A 24,350-nucleotide genomic window follows, 5' to 3' on the forward strand; every position below is an offset into this window, starting at 1 on the left:
TTCAGGCTTGCATGGCGCCGCATTCTAAGAGGATTGATGAATGAGCAAGGCTCAGAATGATGTGGTGATCACGGGTATCGGCATCGTCACCTGTCAGGGTGTCGGCAAGGATGCGCACGTCGCCTTGCTGACTTCGGAACAGGCGCCGCCGACCATCGTCGAAACCGAAAAATTCAAGCCCTATCCCGTGCATCCGCTGCCGGAGATCGACTGGTCACAGCAGATCCCGAAGCGCGGTGATCAGCGCCAGATGGAAAACTGGCAGCGCATCGGCGTCTTTACAGCCGGCCTGGCGCTGGATGACGCTGGCTTCAAGGACGATCTCGAGGCTTGCGGCAGCATGGACATGATCGTTGCGGCCGGCGGCGGCGAGCGCGACATCAATGTCGATACGCTGATCGTCAATGAAGGCCTCAAGCGCAATGATCGCGAACTGCTGCTGAACGAGAAGTTGACGACGGAGCTTCGTCCGACGCTGTTCCTGGCGCAGCTTTCCAATTTGCTCGCCGGCAATATCTCGATCGTCCATAAGGTCACGGGTTCGTCGCGCACTTTCATGGGCGAGGAGGCTTCCGGCATTTCGGCCGTCGAGACCGCTTTCCATCGAATCAAATCGGGCGAATCGAGCCACGCATTGGTCGGTGGCGCGTTTTCTGCGGAGCGCCTCGACATGGTGTTGCTGATCGAATCGGTGAACGCGCACGCGATCGGCGATTGGCACCCACTTTGGTCCCGCAAGTCGGAAAACGGCGGCGGCATGATCATGGGTTCGCTCAGCGCCTTCCTCGTGCTTGAATCGCGTGCCCATGCCGAAGGCCGCGGCGCACGCATTTACGCAACGATCGACGCCATTGAAGGCGATCGCGGCAGCCGCGACAGCGGCAAGCTCGAAGCGCGCCTGGAGCGTTTGCTCGAACCTGCCAAGCGCGCTGAGGGCGACGGCACCGTCATCTTCTGTGGAACGACGGCAATTCCCGATCTCGCGACGCGCGAAAAGTCCGTGCTGGAGGCGCAGCTGCCGGCATCGGCCATTCGCGGCTATGCGGGTGTCTCCGGCCACGGGCTTGAAAGCCAGTTTCCGCTCGGACTTGCCTTGGCGGCGCTCGCGGTCGCCAATAAGGCCAAGGTACCGCCTTTTGACGCCACGCATGAAAAGCCGATGAATACCGGTGCGCAGAAAGCTGTTGTGACCACCGTCGGTCATGCGCGCGGTGAAGGTGTCGCCGTACTTTCCGCCGAAGCGTGAGGAGTTAAGATCATGACCGCATCCGCCTACAACGATCATCTTGGCCGCCCGATCGTCGCCGTTACCGGCATGGGCATCATCACCTCGCTTGGCCAGGGACTGCAGGATAATTGGAACGCGCTTTCATCGGGCACGTCGGGCATCCACGGTATCACTCGTTTCCCGACCGATGGTCTTTCGACGCGCATTGCCGGTACGGTGGATTTCATCGACATCCCGGTGCCGAACGCCGTCGAGCGGTCCTATGCTTTCGCCCGCGAGACCACGATCGAGGCGCTCGCTCAGGCCGGCATTTCCGGCGATTTCAATGCACCGCTTTTCCTTGCCGCTCCGCCGATCGAACCGGAATGGAGCGCGCGTTTCGAATTGGCCGACCGTTCGCCGCCGGCCGATCATCCGGGCGATGCCTATGAACGCTTCCTCGCCGCGATGCGTGAGCGCCCCGATCCGGCTTTCCATGAGGCAGCCCTGTTCGGCGCCATTTCAGAGCGGCTTGCCGACCGTTTCGGCACACGCGGCCTGCCTGTGACCCTGTCCACCGCCTGTGCATCGGGCGTGACCGCGATCCAGCTTGGCATTGAGGCAATCCGGCAGGGCCGTACGACGCGGGCGCTGACGGTGGCGACCGATGGTTCGCTCAGTGCTGAAGCGCTGATCCGCTTTTCGCTGCTTTCAGCGCTGTCGACGCAGAACGACCCACCGACCAAGGCATCCAAGCCCTTCAGCAAGGACCGCGACGGCTTCGTCATCGCAGAAGGCGCCGCGACGCTGGTGCTGGAATCACTGGAGGCGGCGGTTGCCCGCGGCGCGAAGATCCTCGGCATCATGAAGGGTGCCGGCGACAAGGCCGATTCCTTCCATCGTACCCGCTCGTCGCCGGACGGCGGCCCGGCGATCGCAACGATCCGCGCTGCTCTGGCGGATGCTGGGATGGCCGAGACCGATATCGGCTATATCAACGCGCACGGCACGTCGACGCCGGAAAACGACAAGATGGAATATGGATCCATGTCCGCCGTCTTCGGCGACCGGCTGCCCAACATCCCGGTATCGTCCAACAAGTCGATGATCGGCCATACGCTGACGGCGGCTGGCGCGGTCGAAGCGGTGTTCTCGCTGCAGACGATGCTGACCGGCACGCTGCCGCCGACCATCAACTACAACAATCCTGATCCGTCGATCATTCTCGACGTCGTGCCGAACAAGAAACGCGAAAAGCAGGTGGGCGCCATCCTTTCGAACTCTTTCGGGTTCGGTGGGCAGAACGCCAGCCTTGTCATGGCGCTTGAACCGGCTTAATCGGACGTCTGAAAAACAGAATATAATTGCGCCCGAGGGGCGAGGGACTTTGCTATGCGCGCTTTGCAACTGGTCGACGACCGCAAACTTGAGATCACCGATCTGCCGGAGCCCGAGGCACCGGGCGCGGGTGAGGTGACCCTGCGCGTCAAAGCGGTCGCCCTGAATCACATCGATGTCTGGGGCTGGCGCGGCATGGCGTTCGCCAAGCGCAAGATGCCGCTCGTCATCGGCGCAGAGGCCGCCGGCGTCGTCGAAGCGATCGGGCCGGGAGTGGCCAATGTGCTGCCGGGCCAGCTCGTGTCGATCTATGGCGCGCGCACTTGCGGACTCTGCCGTCACTGCCGCGAAGGCCGCGACAATCTCTGCGAACATGTCGGCGGCGTCCATGGTTTCCATCTCGACGGCTTCGCGCAAGAGAAAGTCAATCTGCCGGCTCGCCTGCTGGTTCCGGCTCCTCCCGGTGTCGATGCGATCGGTGCGGCGCTGGCGCCGGTTACTTTCGGCACGGTCGAGCATATGCTGTTCGACAACGCCAAGCTAGAGCCGGGTGAGACGATCCTCGTCCATGCCGGCGGTTCCGGCATCGGCACGGCTGCCATCCAGCTTGCCAAGAAGATCGGCTGCACAGTCATCACGACCGTCGGCTCCGACGACAAGATCGAGAAGGCCAAGGCGCTCGGCGCCGACCACGTCATCAATTATCGTACCGACCGCTTCGAAGGCGTGGTGCGCAAGCTGACGAAGAAGAAGGGTGTCGACGTCGTCTTCGAACATGTCGGCAAGGATACCTGGGCCGGTTCGATGCTGTGCATGAAGCGCGGCGGGCGTCTCGTCACCTGCGGCTCGACCTCCGGCGTCTCTACGGACATGAACCTGATGATGCTGTTCCAGCAGCAGTTGAAGCTGTTGGGTTCTTTCGGCTGCCGCATGGAAAATATGGCGAATGCCATGCAGAAGATGGCCCGCGGGCTGGTGCATCCGGTGATCGACACCGAAGTGAGCTTCGGCGATATCGACCGGGCGCTGGAGCGGATGGAATCGCGCCAGATTTTCGGCAAAATCATCCTCAAGATGGATTGACCGGCGTGAAGCTCGTCATCACCCGGATCGTGCTTGCCGTCCGGCATTTCCAGCAATGGCTGACCGCGCAGATCATCTTCGGCTTTCTGAACTTCCTGAAGTTGTTTCCGGCTGATGGCGGCATCAACTTTGCTGACTGGCTGACCCGCAAGATCGGGCCGCGCATGCGTCGGCACAAGCTGATGCTGGCGAACCTGCACAACGCATTTCCCGAGAAGAGTGATGCGGAGATCGCCGAGATCGCGCTGGCAAGCTGGGGCAATATGGGGCGGCTGGCAGCGGAATATGTCTTCCTCGATCGGCTGTTCGATTTCGATCCTTACAGCGAGAAGCCGGGTCGCATCGAGGTATCCGGCATTCCGATCTTTGTCGACCTCATGGAAAATCCGAGGCCGTTCATCGTCTTTACGGGACACACGGGCAATTTCGAGCTGCTGCCGGTAGCGGGTGCGGCTTTCGGGCTGAAGGTCACCGTGCTCTTTCGCCCCCCGAACAATCCCTATGTGGCACAGAAGGTTTTCGATTTTCGTGCCAAGCGCATGGGGAACCTCGTGCCTTCGCATGCGGGATCGTCTTTCGCCCTGGCCCGGCAATTGGAGGCCGGCAGCGGCGTCGGTGTGCTGGTCGACCAGAAGTTTCGCAAGGGGCTGAAGACGCTGTTCTTCGGCCGCGACGTGAAGACCAATCCGCTGTTGCCGAAGCTGGTCCGCCAGTTTGATTGCGAGGTTTATCCGGCTCGCTGTATTCGGTTGCCGGGTAACCGTTATCGGCTGGAAATCGAGCCGCGACTTGAGATGCCCCGCGACGAGCGCGGCAACCTCAACCTGCCCGCGACGGCGCAGTTGCTGAACGACAAGGTCGAAAGCTGGGTAAGAGAACATCCCGAGCAATGGCTGTGGTATCACGACCGCTGGAATATCAAAAAGTCTGTCTTTTAAAGAGGTTACTTAAATAAAGCCGTTCGTAGCAGAACGGATCAATTCAAGGCCTACGAGCTTCCATATTTGACCTTAGGTAAGCCTTGCCTTTCGAAAAACTCGCCTTTCCCGGGAACTTCAATCTATCAGGATTGAATGTGAGGGTAAGTCATGTTATTTCAACCGCAAGAAAGTTTGGCGAGATAGCGGACGCCAGGCTGAAGATCCTTGTTCACAGTAGCGTCGGGGTTGAGGCCCGAGGCTGAACTATGGGCAAGGACAGGAGGGCAATTTGCTGGCACTCTTTCATGCCTTCTCCATGAAATGCACCCAGATTCAACGGGCGATCAAACTGGGTGATGATGAACTGGTTGGTTCACTCGATCGCGAATTGGAGCCGCTCGTAGCAGCGATCCTGTCCTATAAAGCCACCAGCCTTCTCGAAATGTACATGCAGCTGCAATTCATGAGCAACCTGATCCGCGAGGAATCGGATGATCGCTCACGGGTGGTGCGTAATTCTGCATCGCTGTCGTCGCTGATCGATCGCTATTTCGGCGGTGCCAGCGAGGCTGCGGCTGAAGTGCTGATGGCGTTTTCCGCAAAGAAAAACGAGCCGGTAGGCGAGGTCGCCGGCTTCGACGACGACAACGTTTTGAATGATGTCATTCTCGACAGCCTGCCGGACCGTGTCGCTGTCATCACGCGCGATTATCGCTATCTCTACAGCAATGCGGCCAATTCCGAATTCCTGGAATCGAAACCGATCGAGCTGGTCGGTCGCCATCTTTCCGAATTCATCGGTCCTGAACGGTTTGAAAACAGCGTCAAGTCCAAGCTCGACGCGTGCTTTGCCGGTCAGACGGTTGATTGCCTCTATCCGTCCTATCACCCGACGGATGCCAATAAGACCCTGCATTGCCGGATGACGCCGCTGCGCGCCACCAAGTCGAGAGACGAAGTGATCGGCGCTCTGCTGGTCGTACATGAAGTCGGCGTCGTTCCGAGGAATATGCTGGTGGCCTGACGGGCCGTTTCAGCATCCGAACAAGAGAGGTTCGATTGTGCGCAAATGTGTGGGCGCGCAGCTATTGTCCTTCTCGTCATCGCAGGTCCTGAGAAACCGGCCGTCGAGCCTCTTTCGGTGAATTCGTTTCGCTGTCCTCCGCCTCCAGTCGAAGGAAAGGCAGCGAAGCCTGTTATTTTTAAGATTTTGTGGTGAAAAAAGCGAGCAAATGGCTCGTTCTCATCGTCGATGATTGCGTGTATCAGGAGAGGCAGGTTTTCAGTGAATTGGCGATGCCGCGCATCAGGTTGAAATAGAGATCCGGCCCTTGTGGCAGCGTCGCTGCTTCCGGATCGAGCACGCCCGATTTGGCGGATGTACCCTCGATAACAACATTGACCAGCTTTGGCTCGAATTGCGGCTCGGCGAAGACGCAGGTGGCGCCGAGATCGGCGACCTTGCCGTGGATTTCCGCCACCCGTTGCGCGCCCGGCATGCTTTCCGGGCTGACCGTGATCGAGCCTGCGACATGCACGCCATAGCGGCGCTCGAAATATTGATAGGCGTCGTGGAAGACGACGAAGGGCTTGTCCTTGACGGGCGCGACGGTTGAGGCGATTTCCGCGTCGAGCGCGTCCAGCTTGTCGTCCAGTGCCTTCTGGTTCGCTTCATATGTCAGGGCGTTGGCGGGATCGGCTGCGACTAATGTAGTGGTGATCTCGGCCGTCATCGCCTTGGCGTTGTGTGGATCGAGCCAGAGATGTGTGTCGAACGCGCCGTGATCGTGCGAATCGGCTGCATCTGCTGCCGGTTCGTCGCCATCGTTATCCGCTTCGAATGCGCCGCCCTGGCGGAATTTCAGTTTGGTGATGCCCGGCGCCTTATCGAGCTCAACGACGAGGGCGTTCGAGCCGAGGGCCGAGAGTGGTTTTTCCAGGAACGCTTCCATGCCGGGACCGACCCAGAAGACCACCTTGGCCCCTTCCAGTGCCCGCGCATTTGAGGGTTTCAGCGCATAAGTATGTGGCGAGGCGGCACCATCGACAATCAGATCCGGTGCGCCGACGCCCTGCATGATCGCGGCGACGAGGGAATGAACCGGCTTGATCGAAACCACCACCTCCGGCGGGTCGGCGGCAGGTGCCGGGTTGGCGAAAAGCCCGAAAAGCAACAAAGAGGTGGTGAGGGGGAGAATGGCCTTTGCCAGGGGCATGCGATACTGACCTTGAACGGGTTCTGTTATGTTATTACATCAATTGCGTTATGCTATAACGTGTGCGATAGCAAGGCGCAACAGCACAAATGGAAATCTCATGCTTTCTTCCGTGGACAATAAGAGCCGACCGCTAGTGTCGCTCCATGACGTTGGCGTTCGCCGCGACGGCCGCTGGCTGGTGCGCGGCGTCGATTTTTCAGTGAGCCGCGGCGAGATCGTCACCCTGATCGGCCCGAACGGCTCCGGCAAGTCCACGAGCGCCAAGACCGCGATCGGCGTGCTGAAGCCGAATGAAGGCCGCGTCGAGCGTATTGCCGGTCTCAAGGTCGGTTATGTGCCCCAAAAACTCGCCATCGACTGGACCTTGCCTCTGAGCGTCCATCGTTTGATGACCTTGACCGGGCCGTTGAGCGAATCGGAGCTGAAGGCGGCTTTGGAGGCCGTGGGCATCGCCCATCTCGCCAAGGCGGAGGTGCAGCATCTGTCAGGCGGCGAGTTCCAGCGAGCCTTGCTGGCGCGCGCCATTGCCCGCAAGCCGGACCTGCTGGTGCTGGACGAGCCGGTACAAGGCGTCGATTTCAGCGGCGAGATCGCACTTTACGACCTCATCAAATCGATCCGCAATTCCGAAGGCTGCGGCATTCTGCTGATCTCGCATGATCTGCATGTCGTCATGGCTGCGACTGACACGGTTGTTTGCCTCAATGGCCATGTCTGTTGCCGCGGCACGCCGCAGGCGGTCACCCAGAGCCCGGAATATGTCAGGCTGTTCGGCACGCGGGCGGCACAATCGCTTGCGATCTACAGCCATCATCACGACCATACGCATCTGCCTGACGGCCGTGTGCAGCACGCCGATGGTTCGATCACCGATGATTGCCGCGCTGACGACGGTCATCACGGCCATGACCATCATCACGTTCACGATCATGATCCTGGGCACGATCACGAGCATGCCCACCACGATCACGATCATCACGCCGCAGGAGAACGTCATGTTTGACGATTTCTTCCTGCGCGCGGTGGTCGCGGGTGTCGGGCTGGCGCTGACCACCGGGCCGCTCGGCTGCTTCATCATCTGGCGGCGCATGGCCTATTTCGGCGATACGATCTCGCATTCGGCATTGCTGGGCGTGGCGCTGTCGCTGCTCTTCCAGCTCAATCTGACACTCTCCGTTTTCGCCGTTGCCGCGGCCGTCTCGATCCTGCTGCTGTTCCTGCAGCGTCGCCAGGCGCTGTCGGCGGACGCGCTGCTCGGCATTCTATCGCATGCGACGCTTGCGATCGGCCTTGTCATCGTCGCTTTCATGAGCTGGGTACGGATTGATCTCATCGCTTTCCTCTTCGGCGACATTCTCGCCGTTAATCGTTCGGATATCGCGCTGATCTGGGGCGGCGGCATTCTGGTTTTGGCAGCCATTGCCTGGCTTTGGCGGCCGTTGCTCGCCTCCACCGTCAATCCGGAGCTGGCCGAGGCGGAAGGGCTGGAGCCGGAGCGGGCGAAGCTGTTTTTCATGCTGCTGATGGCCGTCGTCATCGCCATCGCCATGAAGATCGTCGGTATCCTGCTGATCACCGCGCTGCTGATCATTCCTGCTGCGACCGCTCGCCGCTTTGCCGCGACACCGGAGATGATGGCTGTCTTTGCTTCGCTGATCGGTGCCGTCGCCGTCGTCGGCGGGCTGTTCGGCTCGCTGCGTTACGATACGCCCTCCGGTCCGTCGATCGTGGTGGCGGCGCTCGTTCTGTTTATCATCAGTCTGCTGCCCCTTGCCCGCAGGGCCGGCGCGCCGGCGGCGCATCAGGGAGGACAGGAATCATGACCACTCCGATACTTACCAAGAATCAGTCACTCGTTTTCGATGTCCTGACCAAGGCGGAGGCGCCGCTCAGCGCCTATACAATCCTCGACAAGCTGCGCGACCATGGTTTCCGCGCGCCGTTGCAGGTCTATAGGGCGCTAGACAAGCTGCTGGAATATGGCGTCGTCCATCGACTGGAGAGCATCAACTCCTTCGTCGCTTGCGCCCATCCGGACGAAAATTGCCACAGCCACGGCCTCGTCGCCTTCGCCATCTGCGAAAGCTGCGGGCAGGTGATCGAATTCCATGATCATGAGGTGGATCATCGGCTGATGCACTGGCTGAAATCACATAAGTTCAAGGCCGAGAAGTCGACCATCGAAATCCGCGGCCATTGCGCCAGCTGCGCCGCTTGAATGTCAGTGAGGCTTTATCCCTAAAGCCGCGGGCTGTCGGGAACGCCGCCTAATCCAGTCTCTTGAGGTCGCGCGCAAAGCGCTGCCAGTTGGCGACATAGTTGCGGGCGGAACGGCGCAGGCCTTCGATAACGGCAGCGTCGAGCGTGCGGATCGCTTTGGCCGGAGCGCCGACGATCAGGGAGCCATCCGGAAATTCCTTGCCTTCAGTCACCAGTGCATTGGCACCGACGAGGCAGTTCCTGCCGATCTTCGCGCCATTCAGGATGGTGGCGCCCATCCCGATCAGCGAATTGTCGCCGATTGTGCAGCCGTGGATGATCGCATGGTGACCGATGGTACAGCCTTCGCCGATCGCTGTCGGGAAAGCGGGATCGGTATGCACCATCGTCCCTTCCTGGATATTGGTGCCCTTGCCGACGACGATCGGCTCGTTGTCGCCGCGCAGGACCGATCCAAACCAGATGCCGACATCTTCGCCGAGCTCGACCTTGCCGATCACGCTTGCGTCGGGCGCTATCCAATAGCGGCCGGGATCGGGCGTCTTGGGCACAAGACCTGCAAGGGCATAAAGCGGCATCTCGTTTCTCCCCGATCAAACGACGTTTAGCGTCAAGGCTGCGACGCCATCTACGGCGCAGGTAATCTTGTCGCCGCGCGAGACAGGGCCGACGCCGGCCGGCGTGCCGGTCATGATGACATCGCCGGGCGCCAGCGTGAACAGTTTCGAGAGCTCGGCGATGATTTCCGGCACCTTCCAGATCATTTGCGACAGGTCGCCTCTCTGCGCCGACTCACCGTTGCGGATCAGCCAGATGGCGCCCTTGTCCGGATGGCCGACGCGTGTTGCCGGGACGAGCGCGGAAACGGGGGCGGAATGTTCGAAGGCCTTGGCGACTTCCCAGGGGCGGCCGAGCTTCTTGGCTTCGCCCTGCAGGTCGCGGCGGGTGAAGTCGATGCCGACGGCATAGCCGTAGATGCAGTCGAGTGCCCTCTCGGCCGGAATGTCGGCGCCGCCGCTTTTCAGTGCAATCACCAGCTCGACCTCGTGATGCACATCCGACGACAGCGGCGGATAGGGGAAATCGCCTTTCGGCAACAGATTGTCCGGGTTCTTCTGGAAGAAGAAGGGCGCTTCCCGGCTGGGGTCGTGGCCCATCTCGATCGCGTGGTCGGCATAGTTGCGGCCGACGCAATAGACGCGGCGCACGGGGAAGGATGCGGTTTCGCCCTCGATCGGCAGGAGGACAGGCGCGGGCAGGGGAATGACGGTGGCAAATTGTTCGGTCATGACAATCTCTCAAATAGTTCGTCTGCTGCCAGAAGATCCATGCCTTCCGACTCCAACGGCAACCTAGCACCAATGGAGCGGAGGAGAAAACCAACCTTCGGAATCGTTTTGATATAAAGCGCAGGGTAGAGGGTTTTCTTTGTGTGGTGACGCCCTGAGGATCGATGGCGGGATATTTTGCCGTGGCCACTGCGGATCGCGTCCATCTGTGCAGATGATGGGAATTGTGGCATAACTAAACCATGGCGATAAATGTTTTGGGGGTCCACACCGATCACGTCGGGACGGGACAGGCGGCGGGCAATTCGCTTGCGTCGGCCTATTCCGTGGCGGTTCTCTGTTGGCTGCTGTCGGCTGGCGTCTATATTGCCGCGAAATGGGTGTCTCACGAAATGCCGCCCTGGGCGCTCTGCTTCTGGCGCGTGCTGATCGCTTGCGCCATCCTGCTGCCGATCGTGCGCCGGCATTTTGGCGCCATGGTTGCGCTTGCGAGGGCTCGTCCGCTTGAACTCCTGTGTATTGGCGGCGTCGGTCTTGCGATCTGCCAGGGCCTGCTCTTCACCGGCCTGGAGCATGCGGATGTCACGACGGCCGGCATTATCATGGCTCTGATCCCCATCATCACCATGATCCTTGCCCGCCTCATTCTGGGCGAGCCGATGGGAACCTGGCAGGTGGCGGGATCGATCATCGCTTTCCTCGGCATCGTGGTCATCGTCGTCAAGGGCAGCCCGGCCGCGTTGATGCGACTCGATATCAATCCAGGGGAGCTGTGGATCGTCGCCGGCTCCCTCTGTTTCAGTCTTTATGCCGTCCTGCTCCGCCGCGCGAAATTCGATATAGAGCGCCTTCCGCTCCTGGTGTTGCTGCTCGGTGCCGCGGTGCTCACCGCGCTGCCTTTTTACCTCTGGGAGCTTGCGTCCGACGAGCGCTCTGCTCTCAACGGCAACGGGCTGATCGCTCTCGCCTATGTGGCAATCCCTGGCGGGGCGCTGACCTATTATCTTTTCAATCGCAGCGTCGAGGCGCTGGGTGCGGCCCGGGCGGGCGTGCTGCTCTACCTCCAGACGATCTTCACGGCCGTGCTCGCCTATCTGCTGCTCGGCGAGCAGTTGCAGTTCTATCACCTCGAAGGCGCGGCGATCATTATTGTCGGCCTGCTTCTCGTCACCCTGTTGAAGCCGAGGACCGAACTGGCGGCGGCGAAGCCCTGAGGCTTGCGGTCACGTCGCTGGTCGTCAGGGCCACGCTGTTCCGGACGAGGACTTGCGGCCTCGTTTGAACTTTGACGCCATCTCGCTTTATTCCTATCTCTGCTGTATATCGCCTCTCGAAATCGTGCCCATCCTGCTGCTGTGCGCCTTTAGGGTCGCTTCGATACAGCAACAGACGCTTCGAGCGGGCCAGAACAATGTTTATGCGAGCAGATAAGACATGACAAAATCGGCGGAAAAGCCCGAAGTGCTGGCGAATAACCTTTACAGCCGCAAGCCGGTTTTCGCCGTCGCTCCCATGATCGACTGGACGGACCGGCATTGTCGGTATCTGCACCGGCAGATCAGCCGGCATGCGCTGCTCTATACCGAGATGGTGGTGGCGGATGCGATCATCCATGGGCCACGCGACCGGCTGTTGGGTCATGATGCCAGCGAGCATCCTGTGGCGCTGCAACTCGGCGGCTTCGATCCGGCCAAACTGGCGGAAGCGGTGCGGATTGCCGAAGTTTATGGTTATGACGAGATCAACCTCAATGTCGGCTGCCCGTCGGATCGCGTGCAGTCCGGTACGTTCGGCGCCTGCTTGATGCTGACGCCGGAGACGGTGGCGGATTGCGTTGCGGCGATGAAGAAGGTTTCCAGCGTGCCAGTGACGGTGAAATGCCGAATCGGCGTCGACGAGCAGGAACCGGAACAGGCGCTGCCCGACCTTATCACCCGCGTGCTCGATGCCGGCGCCGATGCGATCTGGATCCATGCCCGCAAGGCCTGGCTGAAGGGCCTGTCGCCGAAGGAAAACCGCGAGATCCCGCCGCTGGATTACGACATCGTCTACAGGATGAAAGAGCGCTGGCCGGGTGTCTTCATCGGCATCAACGGCGGTATCCAGACGCTGGATCAGGCCGAGGCGCATCTTGCCCATGTCGACGGTGTGATGCTCGGTCGCGCCGCCTATCAGAACGCCGCCATCCTCGCCGATGTCGACCATCGCTTCTATGGAGAACCGTCTGTCGAGCCGGATTGGAACGACCTGCGCGACCGGATGATGGCCTACGCCGAGCGCCACATCGCCCATGGCGGCCGCCTGCAGCATGTCGCCCGCCACATGGTCGGCCTCTTCACCGGTCTGCCGGGCGCGCGCCGCTACCGCCAGATCCTCTCCACCGACGCCAGCAAGCCGGGGGCAGGGCCGGAGGTGATCGCGGCGGCATTTGCGGCGGTGGATTTTGCCGGCGAGGGCGAGCGCGTGAGTGCGTGAGGGCACAGAGCCTTAGTTTTTGCAAGGGGGGTAGGCATGGGCGCACCGAATTCTCTGCATATCAACGCAAGAAGGTACCCCCTCTCTTGCAATTTCAATGGCTTAGAAATTGCGTTGGTCTCCTGACCTTGTGGTACGCTGCGGTGTCGCAATTCCTAAACCAGTGAAATTGCTTTCTCGCCCGCCAAGGGCGAGATAGGCCATCGCGCTTGCCGCACCGGCTGGCCTTCGTTTGGGCTACCCCAAAACGCAAAAACGGCGCGGTTTTCACCGCGCCGTTCGAAACCTTAGCCAGGTATCAACTCAGACTTAGGAAGCCTTGATGTTGACAGCCTTCGGGCCCTTGCCCATGCGATCCGGCTCGGTGTCGAAGGTGACCTGCTGGCCTTCGCGGAGCGACTGGATGCCGGAAGCCTGGAGAGCGGAAATATGGACGAATACGTCCTTAGCGCCGCCGTCCGGGGTGATGAAACCAAAACCCTTGTCCTGGTTGAAAAACTTTACGATGCCCTTGGTGGCCATTGGGATAGTCCTTTTCCCTTCAGTCTGATGTCTGCCCGGGCTGCCCCGAGCGGTTTAGCCTTTGCCCTACGCAAAGACCAGTCGAGAAGTCACGTACGGGGAAAGAACGTCTACGCAGAGGATAAACCTCTGAGGCTGCCTCGCGCAGTCGGCATTGCCAAATCAGTCCAGTCACCGGCATGCAAATGCCCGAGCGGGCATATGGGTGACAGGATTTGCATAAAAAGGCAAGGGGCAATATTGGGGTAAAGCGAGAACAGTGCGAGATAGGGCGGGAAATTCAAGGGGTTGGAAATGATCCGTTGTCGCGATGCCATGGTGTGCCATGACGGAGCAGAGATGATGGCTTGGCTTTGGCGCCGCCTGTTTGCTTTGCGTTCATCCAAAATAGCAGATTCTCCCAGCTGCTGCGGCTTCGACATGGCGCATACCCCCGCTGTGTTCCTCGTGATGCGGGCGGGGACGTGGAAGGGGCTGCCGCCGCGCTTCCGCGGCCGCCCGATAGCAGGCTCCTTCGCTGCACAATTGGCGAAGACCTGTTGCCCCTCCACGATGTCTAATCGGGCATCACGCGGTACACGCACGCAGTTCCCTCGACGCCCCGAAGAGGAGCTTCGAAGGCAACCAGCCTGTGGCCGGCGAGGAGCTTGCTGACGCCCGGCGCCGAAAACAGCGCTTCCGAAATGCAGATTTCCCCCGCGTCAGCCAGCGACTGCACGCGCGCGGCGACATTTACGGTCTGGCCGAAATAATCGAGGTTTTCGTTCAGGCTTACGGCGATCGAGGGGCCGCAATGGGCTCCGATCTTCAGGATGAGGCTGGGCTCGCCATGCGCGGCATTGTAGCGCGCGATTACCCCCAGAATGTGCAGCGCAGCCGAGACAGCATCCGCCGGGCAGGAGAAGGCAGCCATCACGGCGTCGCCGATTGTCTTGACGATCGCGCCCGAATGCTCCTGCACCGTCGCGCCGAGCAACGCGAAATGCTCGCGAACCAGCGCATAGGCATTGAGATCGCCAAGCCGCTCATACATGGCGGTCGACCCCTTGAGGTCCGTGAACAGCAGGGTCACCTGGCGGATACCCAGACCTTCCTTTTCGTCGACGTTTTCCGAGCGAAACAGGCGCCGAAAAGTCTGCCGGGCAAGCAGCATCCCGCCCGACATGTAGGGAGCGAAGTCGAGGGCTGGCTTGATCGTCTGCGCCAGGATTTCAGGCGGCCAATTGATCAGCAGCAGCGAGCCGCGTACGGCACCGGAGTTCTGCACGTCGATGATGACAGGGCCTGGTGGCACTGCCGGCGGCGAAGCGGAAAACCGCTGCCCGTCATACCCGATCCGCAGGTGCGTCGGTGCTGTCACGGGCTCGCCCGCGACCGGTAACGCGAAACCGGCCTGGGTCTGGACATTGACCCCCGCCAGGGCGCCGGGACCGAGCTCCGCCCTTAGCGTCGTGACCGAGCCGGGCGGAAGGAAAGAGAGGCCGCGAACCAGACCCTGCAGGACGTCGAGAAAGCGGATCTGCTGGCCGGGTATCCGCGCGTCGCTCAGGAAGTGCGCCTTCCAGTGAAAATCCTCGACCGAGAGCGAGGCGGGATCATGAAACGGCAGCCGGCGGAGGTGCGGCGACACCGTGAAGGTGACCTCGATGAAATCGTCGAGATTGGTTTCGCCGCTGACATCGCACAGACCGCAGACATAGTGGGTCTTCAACGTTCGCAAGGCGCCGAAACTGTCGAGCACCATGCCGGATTGCGGGCACACCACGTCCCAGCTCATCTCGAACAAGCCGCTTCGGGTCGCATGGAGAAACAGATCGATGCTCTCTGCCTCCGCGATGGCGCGGTCACGAGCGAAGGCGAGGGGATTGACGCGGTAGAGGGACAGGTCGTCGCCGCTGCGGATCAGTGTTTCGAAATTGGAGATAACCCGGGGACTCCAGGACCGGGCCTGCTCGATCTCGGTGATCTTGCTTTCAAGGAGCCGTTCCTGAATGTCGGTCATGTGGCACCTGCGTTTCGGCTATCGATCAGGTTTGGCCGTGCCTTGGGAGCTGTCTTGGCTATTTGAGATTATAGCAAAGAATGGGGTGCGCGTCCGCGTGGGATAAGATGGAGAAGGACTTAGCCTTCCCGTCGTCGGCCCAAGATGGTGATCTCTTGTTTTCGATGCTCGGACGCCCCGCAGATTGGGGATAAGAAGGGGAAAGAATATGCGAATCGAGACGGCTGGCGACTTTGTCGATGTGTTGGCGACCTTGGGTTTCGATTATGCTTTCAATCCTTACAGCGAGATTTGCTCTGAATTTGATCTGGCACATGCGCCTGAGATACGGCGGGATAATTTACTCAGAGTGTTATATGCAGCGCTAAATCAGGGCGTTTCGTCGCTTTGGATTGCGCGCGATTTGGGCTATCGCGGCGGACGCCGAACTGGTCTTGCGCTAACCGACGAATTGCATCTTGCCGCGCACGCTGAATTGATGGGCACGCGCCCGCTTAAGCGAGCTACAAAGGGCACGCCACAGGGTGAGCGAACAGCGAAAGTCATCTGGAGTATACTTGAATCTGTCAGGCAACCGATATTTTTATGGAATGTTTTTCCACTTCACCCTTACGAGTCCAATGACCGGATGAGCAACAGGGCTCATACTCGTAAGGAAGCTGAATCTTGTCGATTTCTCCTCGACTGGCTCATTGATCGGCTCGCGCCTGCGCAGATAATCGCGATTGGGCGCGATGCGCAATTAGCACTTTCAACATTAGACATAGACGCTTTGGCGGTCCGACATCCTAGTTACGGAGGGCAAACCGAATTTCTTGCGTCTATGAGAAGCTACTATCAGCTTAGGGATGCCCGAATTTCTCAAGCTCAACTAAGTTTGCTTTAGTTCGCTCCCGCCCTACCTCCCAGGCCGCCCCGTCTTCCCCTTGGTCCGGCCCTTCCGCTGCTTCTCATCCACCGCATCCTCATAGGACCCGACCCCCGGCTTTGCCCGAATGATCGGCTTGTCCGGCACCTTGCCGAGGACCGGCTTTTCCGTCCGGCCGACGGTCATTTCGTCCAGTGTGTTCTTGCGGAAGAGGGGCGTGCCGGCGTCGCTGCCGGGGCCCATTTCGTCGAGGTTGGGCTTGGCGAAGTAGCCCTTCGAGGGTCGCTGCGCTCCCTCCTCAGGATGAGGGGTGCCTTGGTGTGCTGATGCGGTGCCCGCTCCGTCCTCATCCTGAGGTGCGGAGCCCGAAGGGCGGAGCCTCGAAGGATTAGGGCGGCCACCCTTGCTCTCGATGCTTCTTGCCTCCTCGCGCGCCATCGGGTCGTCCATGACGGCGAGTTCGGCGGCCTTGAGGCGTTTGATTTCGTCGCGCAGTCGCGCGGCCTTTTCGAAGTCGAGGTCGGCGGCGGCGTCGCGCATTTGTTTTTCCAGCGCGTTGAGATGGGCCTGCAGGTTGTTGCCGACGAGGTGGCCGCCATCGGCGAAGCCCTTGCCGGAGGCCCCGCCGATATCGGCGCGGACATGGTCCTTCTCGTAGACGCTGTCGAGAATGTCGGAAATCTTCGCCCTCACCGATTCCGGCGTGATGCCGTTTTCCTCGTTGTAGGCCATCTGCTTTTCGCGGCGGCGGCTGGTTTCCTCCATCGCCCGCTGCATCGAGCCGGTGACGGTGTCCGCATAGAGGATGACCTTGCCGTCGACGTTACGCGCTGCGCGGCCGATCGTCTGGATCAGCGACGTTTCCGAGCGCAGAAAACCTTCCTTGTCGGCGTCGAGGATGGCGACGAAGCCGCATTCGGGAATGTCGAGGCCTTCGCGCAGCAGGTTGATGCCGACGAGCACGTCGAATGCGCCGAGGCGCAGGTCGCGGATGATCTCGATACGCTCCAGCGTGTCGATGTCGGAGTGCATGTAGCGGACGCGCACGCCCTGTTCATGCAGATATTCCGTCAGGTCCTCGGCCATGCGCTTGGTCAGCACGGTGCAGAGGGTGCGATAGCCCTTGGCGGCTGTCTCGCGGATTTCGCCGAGGACATCGTCGACCTGGGTGCGGGCGGAGCGGACTTCGACCGGCGGGTCGATCAGGCCGGTCGGGCGGATGACCTGTTCGGCGAAGACTCCGCCGGATTGCTCCATTTCCCAGCCGCCCGGCGTTGCCGACACCGCGACGGTATCGGGGCGCATGGCGTCCCATTCCTCGAAGCGCAGCGGCCGGTTGTCCATGCAGGAGGGCAGGCGGAAGCCATATTCGGCCAGCGTTGCCTTGCGCCGGAAGTCGCCGCGATACATGCCGCCGATCTGCGGCACTGTGACGTGGCTTTCGTCGATGAAGATGATGGCGTTGTCGGGGATATATTCGAACAAGGTCGGAGGCGGCTCGCCGGGGTTGCGGCCGGTGAGATAGCGCGAATAGTTCTCGATGCCCTGGCAGGAGCCGGTGGCCTCCAACATTTCGACATCGTAGCGGGTGCGCTGCTCCAGGCGCTGCGCTTCCAGCAGTCGGCCAGCCTTTTCCAGCTCGGCGAGGCGGAGCTTCAGCTCCTCCTTGATCGCCTTGATGGCGCCGTTCAGTGTCGGGCGCGGCGTGACATAGTGCGAATTGGCGTAGATCTTCACCGATTTCAGGTCGCCGGTCTTCTGGCCGGTCAGCGGATCGAATTCGGTGATGGCGTCGATCTCGTCGCCGAACATGGAGATGCGCCAGGCGGCATCCTCCAAGTGGGCCGGGAAGATTTCGATGGTGTCGCCGCGCACGCGGAAGGAGCCGCGGATGAAATCCATGTCGCGGCGCTTGTATTGTTGCGCCACGAGGTCGGCGAGGAGCTGGCGCTGATCCAGCCGGTCGCCGACATTCATCTGGAAGGTCATGGCCGTATAGGTCTCGACCGAGCCGATACCGTAGATGCAGGAGACCGAGGCGACGATGATACAGTCGTCGCGCTCCAGCAGCGAACGCGTCGCCGAGTGGCGCATGCGGTCGATCTGCTCGTTAATGGAGGATTCCTTCTCGATATAGGTGTCCGAGCGCGGCACGTAGGCTTCCGGCTGGTAATAATCGTAGTAGGAGACGAAATATTCGACGGCGTTGTCCGGGAAGAAGTTCTTGAACTCGGAATAGAGCTGCGCCGCCAGCGTCTTGTTCGGCGCCAGGATGACAGCCGGGCGCTGCGTCGCTTCGATCACCTTGGCCATGGTGAAGGTCTTGCCGGAGCCGGTGACGCCGAGCAGAACCTGGCTGCGGTCGCCGTTTTCCAGGCCCTCCACGAGGTCGCGGATCGCCGTCGGCTGGTCGCCGGCGGGCTGGTAGTCGGAGCTCATGCGGATCGTGATGCCGCCTTCGGATTTCTCCGGCCGGGCAGGGCGGTGCGGCGTCCAGATCTTGCCGTTCTTGTGCAGCGGATTGCCGCTCTCGATCAGCGCCGACAGCGCCTCGACCGTTGCGGTGACGGCCGTGCCGGCATTGACGGCTTCCTCCAGCGTGGTGTCCATGCCGGCCACGGGATTGAGCCCGGCGGCGGCACGCGTTTTCGGGTCGGTAGAACCGCCCATGGAGGTGCCGCGCGCCGATTTCGATGCGGCGATCTCCACCTTCTTGCGGTGCTTGCCGGCCTTGGAGGCGATCTCGCGCTGGCTCTCGACGCCGCCGGCCTCGGCCTCCGCTTCGAGCTGCTTGACCCAATCGGCGACGCTGCCGCTGAGTGGCGCACCTTCAAACGGTGCCTGCGGCGCCTCTTCGAAACCGGTAGGGGCGGGGGATTTTTTCGGTGATTTTGCCATGGGCGGAATATGGAGGGAGTCAGCGCCGATGTGAAGGGGGGAAGAGTACAAAAGGGAAACAGACAGTAGATTTTTCCGCTTCCCATCACGCGAAATGTGATGGAACCGGCACAAGATAGATTCGTTTGAAAAAAGCTGCCCAAGACATCCGCCACACTCTTTTTGCGCGTATCGGAGCGGAAGCCCTTCGCAGCGTCGAACCAGCCCGGCCGCAGTGTCGGGTCCCACCTTGCTTCGACGGCATCCGGAATTGCCCGCCTCGCCGCCATCCGGTCGGAGGACCATGATGTCAGCATTGGATAGTTTGCGCTCTTTATCCCCACAACAACGCCACACCGTCCTCGCCGCCTTTCTCGGCTGGACGTTGGATGCATTCGATTTCTTCATATTGGTCTTCGTTCTCAAATATATCGCAGAGGAATTTCACACCGATGTCCCGGCAGTGTCGGTGGCGATCTTCCTGACGCTTGCGATGCGCGCGCTCGGTGCGCTGGTTTTCGGACTTGCCGCCGATCGTTTCGGCCGGCGGGTGACACTGATGGCGAATGTGCTGCTTTATTCGCTGTTCGAGTTTCTCACCGGCTTTTCGACCGGGATGACAATGTTCCTGATACTGCGGGCACTCTTCGGCATCGCGATGGGCGGCGAATGGGGTGTCGGCGCGTCGCTTACCATGGAAACCGTGTCCGCGGAGTCGCGCGGCATCGTGTCCGGCATCCTGCAGGCGGGCTATCCCTCCGGCTATCTGCTGGCTTCGATCCTGTTCTTCCTGCTGTTCCCGATCATTGGCTGGCGTGGCATGTTCATGGTCGGTGCTGTGCCGGCGCTGCTGGTGTTTTACATCCGCCGCAGCGTGCAGGAATCGCCGGCCTTCCTGCAACGGCAGGCGGCACCGCAAAGGCCATTCCTCACCGTACTTCGCGAGAACATCCCGCTGTTCCTGTGGGCGGTGGTGTTGATGACCGCCTTCAATTTCTTCAGTCACGGTACGCAGGATCTCTATCCGACCTTCCTCCAGGTCCAGCGGCAGTATAGCAGCTACACGGTCGGCGCCATTGCCATCGTCTATAATATCGGCGCGATCATCGGCGGCTTGTTCTTCGGGGCATTGTCGCAGCGTATTGGCCGGCGGCGGGCGATTGTCATCGCTTCGGTGCTGGCGATCCCGGCCGCGCCGCTGTGGGTCTATGCACCTGGGCCGGTGCTGCTCGCGGTTGGTGCTTTCCTGATGCAGTTCTTCGTGCAGGGCGCCTGGGGCATCGTGCCGGTGCATCTCAACGAATTATCACCCGACGAGGTGCGCGGGACGTTTCCGGGTTTCTCTTATCAGCTCGGCAATCTGCTGGCCTCCGGCAATGCGACCATTCAGGCAGGCCTGGCGGCGCGTTGGAACGGCGACTATGCCTTTGCGCTGTTGATCGTGTTGGTCATCGTCGCTGCCGTCGTGGCGCTGTTTTCCGGCTTCGGGTTCGAGAAAAAGGATATTCGCTTCGGCGGGAAGGGGACGGAGGAGTCCCGCGGCGCGATGCCAGTCTGATCGCAGCCCTCGTCGAAGCATGGCCGGCGGTGATGAGCCGCCGGCCCCCGGCCTTACTTGCCACAAATTTCGGAAATCTTGGCCTGCGCAAAGCCGCGGGCCAGTTCCTGTATCCCACCCACCTGGGAGATCAGGTCGCCGATCGGTCCGCTGACGCCGACATGGGAATCGGTGATCCTGCAGGCGCCGGCATCGACGGTCACCGAGGCCTCGAGCTGCCCTTTCATGGTCGCCTGGACGATTCCGTGCGATTTGCAGGCGAGATCGGCGCGGGCGTTGATCTGCACGCCGCCGCCGGCGCTGCAGACATCGAGCGATTTGACCTCGAATTTCTCCTTGTGGTCGAATCCTGGCAGCTTCTTGCAGGGGTCGGCTTCATTGATCGATTTTTCGATCTGGGGACCGAACTTGCTTTGTAGCAGCGACCAGCAGGACCCAGGAGCGCTCTCGGCCTGTGCGGAGGCTGTGGGTGGGGGCGAAAGCGGCAGGGCGAAGGCAGCGGCCAACAACCCCATGCGCAGCGACTGGCGGAGCGAAGAGGGCAATATCGGGGATGTTTTGATCACGACGGTCGATCCTTGACAGATAAAATGGGAGGCTATTTGCCGTACTCTTCCATGTCTCCAGCCGATGTAGCAATCCCGCGTCTGCGGCAAAGATGAGGCGCGGCGATCGCGCCCCTCGCTACTTTGCAGTCGCTGAAGTGGTCATAAGGCGTTTTGCCGCGTCAGACGATCAGAGAATAGATCCTCCAGATGAGGCCAAAGAGAAGAAAGGCGCTAGGCAGCGGTATCCATTCATCTTATGAATTAGATAATGCCGGTCCAGCCTTTGAGGAGAGGTCACTGGCGAGTGATAAATTCTGGGAGGGCGGAGATGTTAGGTTCAGTGCTGGATGAAGCAGCGTCCGGGTTGGCGCCGCTTGAGGCTAATGGCAAGATCCTGTCAATGGCGCAGAACCGTTTCGGCTATCTCGAACCTACCGATGCAGCGACCGATATGGCCAAGCTTCGCGAACAATATCAGGAGCATGGCTATCTCTGGCTCAAGGGATTTCTGAAGCGACAGGATGTGCTCAATTTCCGCGCCTGGGTGTTTGCGCATCTCATGGACACGGGGCTTCTTCAACCCGGCTCCGACCCCTTGACCGGCCTTGCCGCCAAGGGAGAAGCGGACAAGGCGCTGGCCGACCGGAGGCTGATGGCGCTGGTGCGTTCGGTGGCCTATGAGGGTTTCTGCACGCAGCCGCGATTGGCTTCGTTCATGGACGAATTCCTGCGGGGCATCTCCTATCTGCACAAGCGCAAGATCATGCGCTTTACCCGGCCGAATACCGCCGTCGTCACCCCCGCACATTACGATCTGGTCTATCTGCGCGGCGGCACGAGCCGCATCGTCACGGCCTGGATTCCGATCGGCGATATCCCGGTCGACATGGGCGGCCTTGTCTATCTCGAGGGATCGCACCGGATCGGCGCCGATATGGAGAAGGAATTCGCGATCAAGGGTGCGTCACTCACGCCGGAGGAACGCATCAGCGCCTTCAACAAGAACATGACCGAGGGCGGCTGGGTTTCCAAGGATCTGCCCGACATGGCGGAGCGTTTCAAAACGCGCTGGCTCGCCGCAGATTACGAGGCCGGCGATGTCATGCTGCACAGTCCTTATATGATCCATGCTTCCACGACCAATCGCGACCCGCTCGGCCGCCTGCGGCTTTCGACCGATATCCGCTATCAGAATGTCGAGGACGAAATCGACGCCCGCTGGAGCAATCATTGGAGCTTGGGGGATATGCTCTAGTGTTCCCGCTCAATTCATCTGATCGAGAATGCTTTGCGCCGGCTGGTAGCCTTGGGCGGCAGCCTTCCGGAACCAGCCTATCGCTATGCTGCGGTCTCTGGTGACGCCGTCGCCGCGGAGATAAGCGAAACCAATATGGAATTGTGCCTTGGGCAGGCCCTGACCGGCGGCCTTCGCAAACCATGCGATGGCTTGGGCATAATCCTGCGGGACGCCCTTTCCGAGTGCATAAAGGCTGCCGAGACCATCCTGCGACGCCGCATCGCCCTTGTCCGCCAAAGGCTGCCAATAGGCGAGAGCGCCGACATAATCACCTTTGTCGTAGGCGGTTTGCCCGTTATCGGCATGCGCCTGAGAGGCAATCGAGAGCGCCAGCGTCAGTCCAAGGCTTATTTGTCTAAGCCGCATCCGGCAATCTCCCATCCGTGATTCCTGTCGGACCAAGACCTAAGCTTACTGGAGTGGCTGGTTCAAGGCACTGAGCGGCGGCGTCTATCCGCTCATCTCAAATCGGGATGCTCTTCGTCTGCGGCGGCGTGTCCTCATTGTCATCGGGTTCATTGTCGTTATGGCCCATGGCCTTGGCCTTGCGGAACCATTCGAAAGATTTTGCCCAATCCACCGGCACGCCGTCGCCATCGCGGTACATGACTCCCAGGTTGAAGGCAGCATCGACATAGTTCTGGGCGGCTGCTTTCTCGAACCAGTCGATCGCCTCGGGACCATTCTTGGCGACGCCTTCGCCGTCGCGATACATGACGCCGAGATTGTATTCCGCTTCGACATCGTTTTGATCCGCCGCCTTGCGGAACCAGACAATGGCCTCAGCATCGTCTTCAGCAATTCCGTCGCCATCGGCATACATGCTGCCGAGATTATATTGCGCGTCAGCGTCACCTTGATCGGCTGCCTTGCGGAACCATGAGGCGGCCTGATTGCCGTCCTTGGGCACACCTTCGCCGTCGCGATACATGATAGCGAGATTGTATTCCGCTTCGATTTTGCCCTGGTCGGCGGCCTTCTGGTACCAGACCACGGCCTGGGAATCGTCGCGGGGGACGCCGTCGCCTTCGTCGTACATGATGGCGAGATTGTATTGCGCATCGGCATTGCCCTGATCGGCGGATTTGCGATACCAAACGATGGCCTCGGTCTTGTCCTGGCTCACGCCTTCGCCGTTGTCGTACATGTCCGCAACGTTGAACTGCGCATCGGCGTCACCCTGGTCGGCTGACTTCTTGTACCAGATGAAGGCTTGCGCCTTGTCCTGGGGCACACCTTCGCCATTGTCGTACATCAAAGCGAGGTTGTATTGGGCGTCGCCATAGCCTTGCTCAGCGGCCTTACGATACCACACGACGGCCTGAGCGTCGTCGGTTGCGACACCTTCGCCTTGGTCATACATGGTGCCGACGTTGAACTCGGCCTGGGCGTTACCCTGGTCGGCCGCCTTGCGATACCAGTTGAGGGCTCGCGTGAGATCCTTCTCGACGCCGTCGCCTTCTTCGTACATTTCGCCGAGTTTCAGTTGCGCGGCAGCATCGCCCTTTTTCGCGAGCGGGCGCCAATAGTCCAGCGCCGCCTTGTAGTCGCCCCGATCATAGGCGTCCTGTCCGAGATCGGCATGCGCAATTCCGATGCCCGCGAGCACAAAAACCAGTCCGATGGCCATCCTCTTGAAATGCACGATCTATCCCTCAACTCGTGATCTCTTCATATGCGAATACTAAATAATGCGCCGGTCGAGGGAGCAAGACGTCCCTGCAGGCAAAGTTACCGGCTTATGGCCGTAGCGTCGTCAGCAACTGGAGAATGACCCAACCCAGCGCTTCGCTCTGCCCGTTCGTGTTGATGGGTTCCGGGCTAATGTTGTTGATCGGGCCGTCGCCGTTGGCCGCCCGGTAACTCAGGCCATATTGCAAAGCTACGTCCTCCCGCCTGCAAGCTGATATTCAAGGGTTGTAGAACA

Annotated in this window: 24 protein-coding genes; 13 read left to right on the forward strand and 11 right to left on the reverse strand. The window is 60.5% G+C overall.

Annotated features, from left to right (window positions below; all coding sequences use genetic code 11):
* Positions 1-40: 40 nt before the first annotated feature.
* The 5 genes from PY649_RS02335 to PY649_RS02355 all read left to right on the forward strand — a co-directional run bounded on the left by PY649_RS02335 (position 41) and on the right by PY649_RS02355 (position 5,572).
* Positions 41-1,246 carry a beta-ketoacyl-ACP synthase gene (locus tag PY649_RS02335; protein ID WP_285866479.1) on the forward strand — a complete coding sequence of 402 codons (1,206 nt, stop codon included), beginning with the start codon at positions 41-43 and terminating at the stop codon, positions 1,244-1,246.
* Positions 1,247-1,258: 12 nt separating this feature from the next.
* On the forward strand, positions 1,259-2,545 hold the full coding sequence (locus PY649_RS02340) for a beta-ketoacyl-ACP synthase (protein ID WP_285866480.1): 1,287 nt from the start codon (positions 1,259-1,261) through the stop codon (positions 2,543-2,545).
* 54 nt (positions 2,546-2,599) lie between these two features.
* On the forward strand, positions 2,600-3,628 hold the full coding sequence (locus PY649_RS02345) for a zinc-binding dehydrogenase (RefSeq protein WP_285866482.1): 1,029 nt from the start codon (positions 2,600-2,602) through the stop codon (positions 3,626-3,628).
* Positions 3,629-3,633: 5 nt separating this feature from the next.
* A complete protein-coding gene (locus PY649_RS02350) occupies positions 3,634-4,566 on the forward strand; it encodes a lipid A biosynthesis lauroyl acyltransferase (protein WP_285866483.1) in 933 nt (310 codons plus the stop codon).
* A 271-nt stretch (positions 4,567-4,837) separates the two neighbouring features.
* Positions 4,838-5,572, forward strand: a complete 735-nt coding sequence (locus tag PY649_RS02355) for a PAS domain-containing protein (RefSeq protein ID WP_285866484.1) — start codon at positions 4,838-4,840, stop codon at positions 5,570-5,572.
* A 241-nt stretch (positions 5,573-5,813) separates the two neighbouring features.
* On the opposite strand, the gene PY649_RS02360 is transcribed toward PY649_RS02355, so the two are convergent.
* Positions 5,814-6,764: a zinc ABC transporter substrate-binding protein gene (locus PY649_RS02360; RefSeq protein ID WP_285866485.1), complete on the reverse strand. Its 951-nt coding sequence runs from the start codon at positions 6,762-6,764 to the stop codon at positions 5,814-5,816.
* 100 nt (positions 6,765-6,864) lie between these two features.
* Between PY649_RS02360 and PY649_RS02365 the strand changes: the two genes are divergently transcribed.
* From PY649_RS02365 to PY649_RS02375, 3 genes are read left to right on the forward strand one after another with little or no spacing between them, the layout of a single operon-like run.
* A complete protein-coding gene (locus PY649_RS02365) occupies positions 6,865-7,770 on the forward strand; it encodes an ATP-binding cassette domain-containing protein (RefSeq protein ID WP_285866487.1) in 906 nt (301 codons plus the stop codon).
* Positions 7,763-8,590 (forward strand): zinc ABC transporter permease subunit ZnuB, encoded by an 828-nt coding sequence (znuB, locus tag PY649_RS02370; protein ID WP_285866573.1) that lies wholly within the window; start codon positions 7,763-7,765, stop codon positions 8,588-8,590. Before PY649_RS02365 ends, znuB begins: the two co-directional genes overlap by 8 nt.
* Positions 8,587-8,985, forward strand: a complete 399-nt coding sequence (locus PY649_RS02375) for a Fur family transcriptional regulator (protein ID WP_285866489.1) — start codon at positions 8,587-8,589, stop codon at positions 8,983-8,985. The genes znuB and PY649_RS02375 overlap by 4 nt, the downstream gene beginning before the upstream one ends.
* A 49-nt stretch (positions 8,986-9,034) precedes the next feature.
* Here PY649_RS02375 and PY649_RS02380 read toward each other — a convergent pair whose 3' ends face one another.
* Positions 9,035-9,565, reverse strand: a complete 531-nt coding sequence (locus tag PY649_RS02380) for a gamma carbonic anhydrase family protein (RefSeq protein WP_285866490.1) — start codon at positions 9,563-9,565, stop codon at positions 9,035-9,037.
* A 15-nt stretch (positions 9,566-9,580) separates the two neighbouring features.
* Positions 9,581-10,276 carry a fumarylacetoacetate hydrolase family protein gene (locus PY649_RS02385; protein WP_285866491.1) on the reverse strand — a complete coding sequence of 232 codons (696 nt, stop codon included), beginning with the start codon at positions 10,274-10,276 and terminating at the stop codon, positions 9,581-9,583.
* Positions 10,277-10,518: 242 nt separating this feature from the next.
* Here PY649_RS02385 and PY649_RS02390 point away from each other — a divergent pair, with 242 nt between their 5' ends.
* Positions 10,519-11,490: a DMT family transporter gene (locus PY649_RS02390; protein WP_285866492.1), complete on the forward strand. Its 972-nt coding sequence runs from the start codon at positions 10,519-10,521 to the stop codon at positions 11,488-11,490.
* A 220-nt stretch (positions 11,491-11,710) separates the two neighbouring features.
* Complete coding sequence (dusA, locus tag PY649_RS02395; protein WP_285866493.1) at positions 11,711-12,751, forward strand: tRNA dihydrouridine(20/20a) synthase DusA; 1,041 nt, start codon at positions 11,711-11,713, stop codon at positions 12,749-12,751.
* A gap of 309 nt (positions 12,752-13,060) precedes the next feature.
* On the opposite strand, the gene PY649_RS02400 is transcribed toward dusA, so the two are convergent.
* From PY649_RS02400 to PY649_RS02410, 3 genes are all read right to left on the reverse strand, one after another.
* Complete coding sequence (locus PY649_RS02400) at positions 13,061-13,273, reverse strand: cold-shock protein (RefSeq protein WP_028752932.1); 213 nt, start codon at positions 13,271-13,273, stop codon at positions 13,061-13,063.
* A gap of 110 nt (positions 13,274-13,383) precedes the next feature.
* Positions 13,384-13,695: a hypothetical protein gene (locus tag PY649_RS02405; protein WP_285866494.1), complete on the reverse strand. Its 312-nt coding sequence runs from the start codon at positions 13,693-13,695 to the stop codon at positions 13,384-13,386.
* Between the two features lie 134 nt (positions 13,696-13,829).
* Entirely contained in the window at positions 13,830-15,275 is a 1,446-nt protein-coding gene (locus PY649_RS02410) for an adenylate/guanylate cyclase domain-containing protein (RefSeq protein WP_285866495.1), read from the reverse strand.
* 208 nt (positions 15,276-15,483) lie between these two features.
* Here PY649_RS02410 and PY649_RS02415 point away from each other — a divergent pair, with 208 nt between their 5' ends.
* Positions 15,484-16,161 carry a uracil-DNA glycosylase gene (locus tag PY649_RS02415; protein WP_285866496.1) on the forward strand — a complete coding sequence of 226 codons (678 nt, stop codon included), beginning with the start codon at positions 15,484-15,486 and terminating at the stop codon, positions 16,159-16,161.
* 12 nt (positions 16,162-16,173) lie between these two features.
* On the opposite strand, the gene uvrB is transcribed toward PY649_RS02415, so the two are convergent.
* Positions 16,174-19,041: an excinuclease ABC subunit UvrB gene (gene uvrB / locus PY649_RS02420; RefSeq protein WP_285866497.1), complete on the reverse strand. Its 2,868-nt coding sequence runs from the start codon at positions 19,039-19,041 to the stop codon at positions 16,174-16,176.
* 286 nt (positions 19,042-19,327) lie between these two features.
* Between uvrB and PY649_RS02425 the strand changes: the two genes are divergently transcribed.
* Positions 19,328-20,578 (forward strand): MFS transporter, encoded by a 1,251-nt coding sequence (locus PY649_RS02425; RefSeq protein WP_285866498.1) that lies wholly within the window; start codon positions 19,328-19,330, stop codon positions 20,576-20,578.
* Positions 20,579-20,631: 53 nt separating this feature from the next.
* Here PY649_RS02425 and PY649_RS02430 read toward each other — a convergent pair whose 3' ends face one another.
* Positions 20,632-21,144 (reverse strand): hypothetical protein, encoded by a 513-nt coding sequence (locus PY649_RS02430; protein WP_285866499.1) that lies wholly within the window; start codon positions 21,142-21,144, stop codon positions 20,632-20,634.
* Positions 21,145-21,454: 310 nt separating this feature from the next.
* Here PY649_RS02430 and PY649_RS02435 point away from each other — a divergent pair, with 310 nt between their 5' ends.
* A complete protein-coding gene (locus PY649_RS02435) occupies positions 21,455-22,381 on the forward strand; it encodes a phytanoyl-CoA dioxygenase family protein (protein ID WP_285866500.1) in 927 nt (308 codons plus the stop codon).
* 9 nt (positions 22,382-22,390) lie between these two features.
* Here the strand turns inward: PY649_RS02435 and PY649_RS02440 are convergent, their stop codons facing one another.
* From PY649_RS02440 to PY649_RS02450, 3 genes are all read right to left on the reverse strand, one after another.
* Positions 22,391-22,789 (reverse strand): tetratricopeptide repeat protein, encoded by a 399-nt coding sequence (locus tag PY649_RS02440; RefSeq protein ID WP_285866502.1) that lies wholly within the window; start codon positions 22,787-22,789, stop codon positions 22,391-22,393.
* Between the two features lie 97 nt (positions 22,790-22,886).
* Positions 22,887-24,068, reverse strand: coding sequence for an SEL1-like repeat protein (locus PY649_RS02445; RefSeq protein WP_285866503.1), 1,182 nt, complete (start codon positions 24,066-24,068; stop codon positions 22,887-22,889).
* A 94-nt stretch (positions 24,069-24,162) separates the two neighbouring features.
* Positions 24,163-24,303 (reverse strand): hypothetical protein, encoded by a 141-nt coding sequence (locus PY649_RS02450; RefSeq protein WP_285866504.1) that lies wholly within the window; start codon positions 24,301-24,303, stop codon positions 24,163-24,165.
* Positions 24,304-24,350: the final 47 nt, after the last annotated feature.

Origin of the sequence: Rhizobium mayense, from assembly GCF_030272705.1 — a bacterium.
Lineage (GTDB): Bacteria > Pseudomonadota > Alphaproteobacteria > Rhizobiales > Rhizobiaceae > Rhizobium > Rhizobium mayense.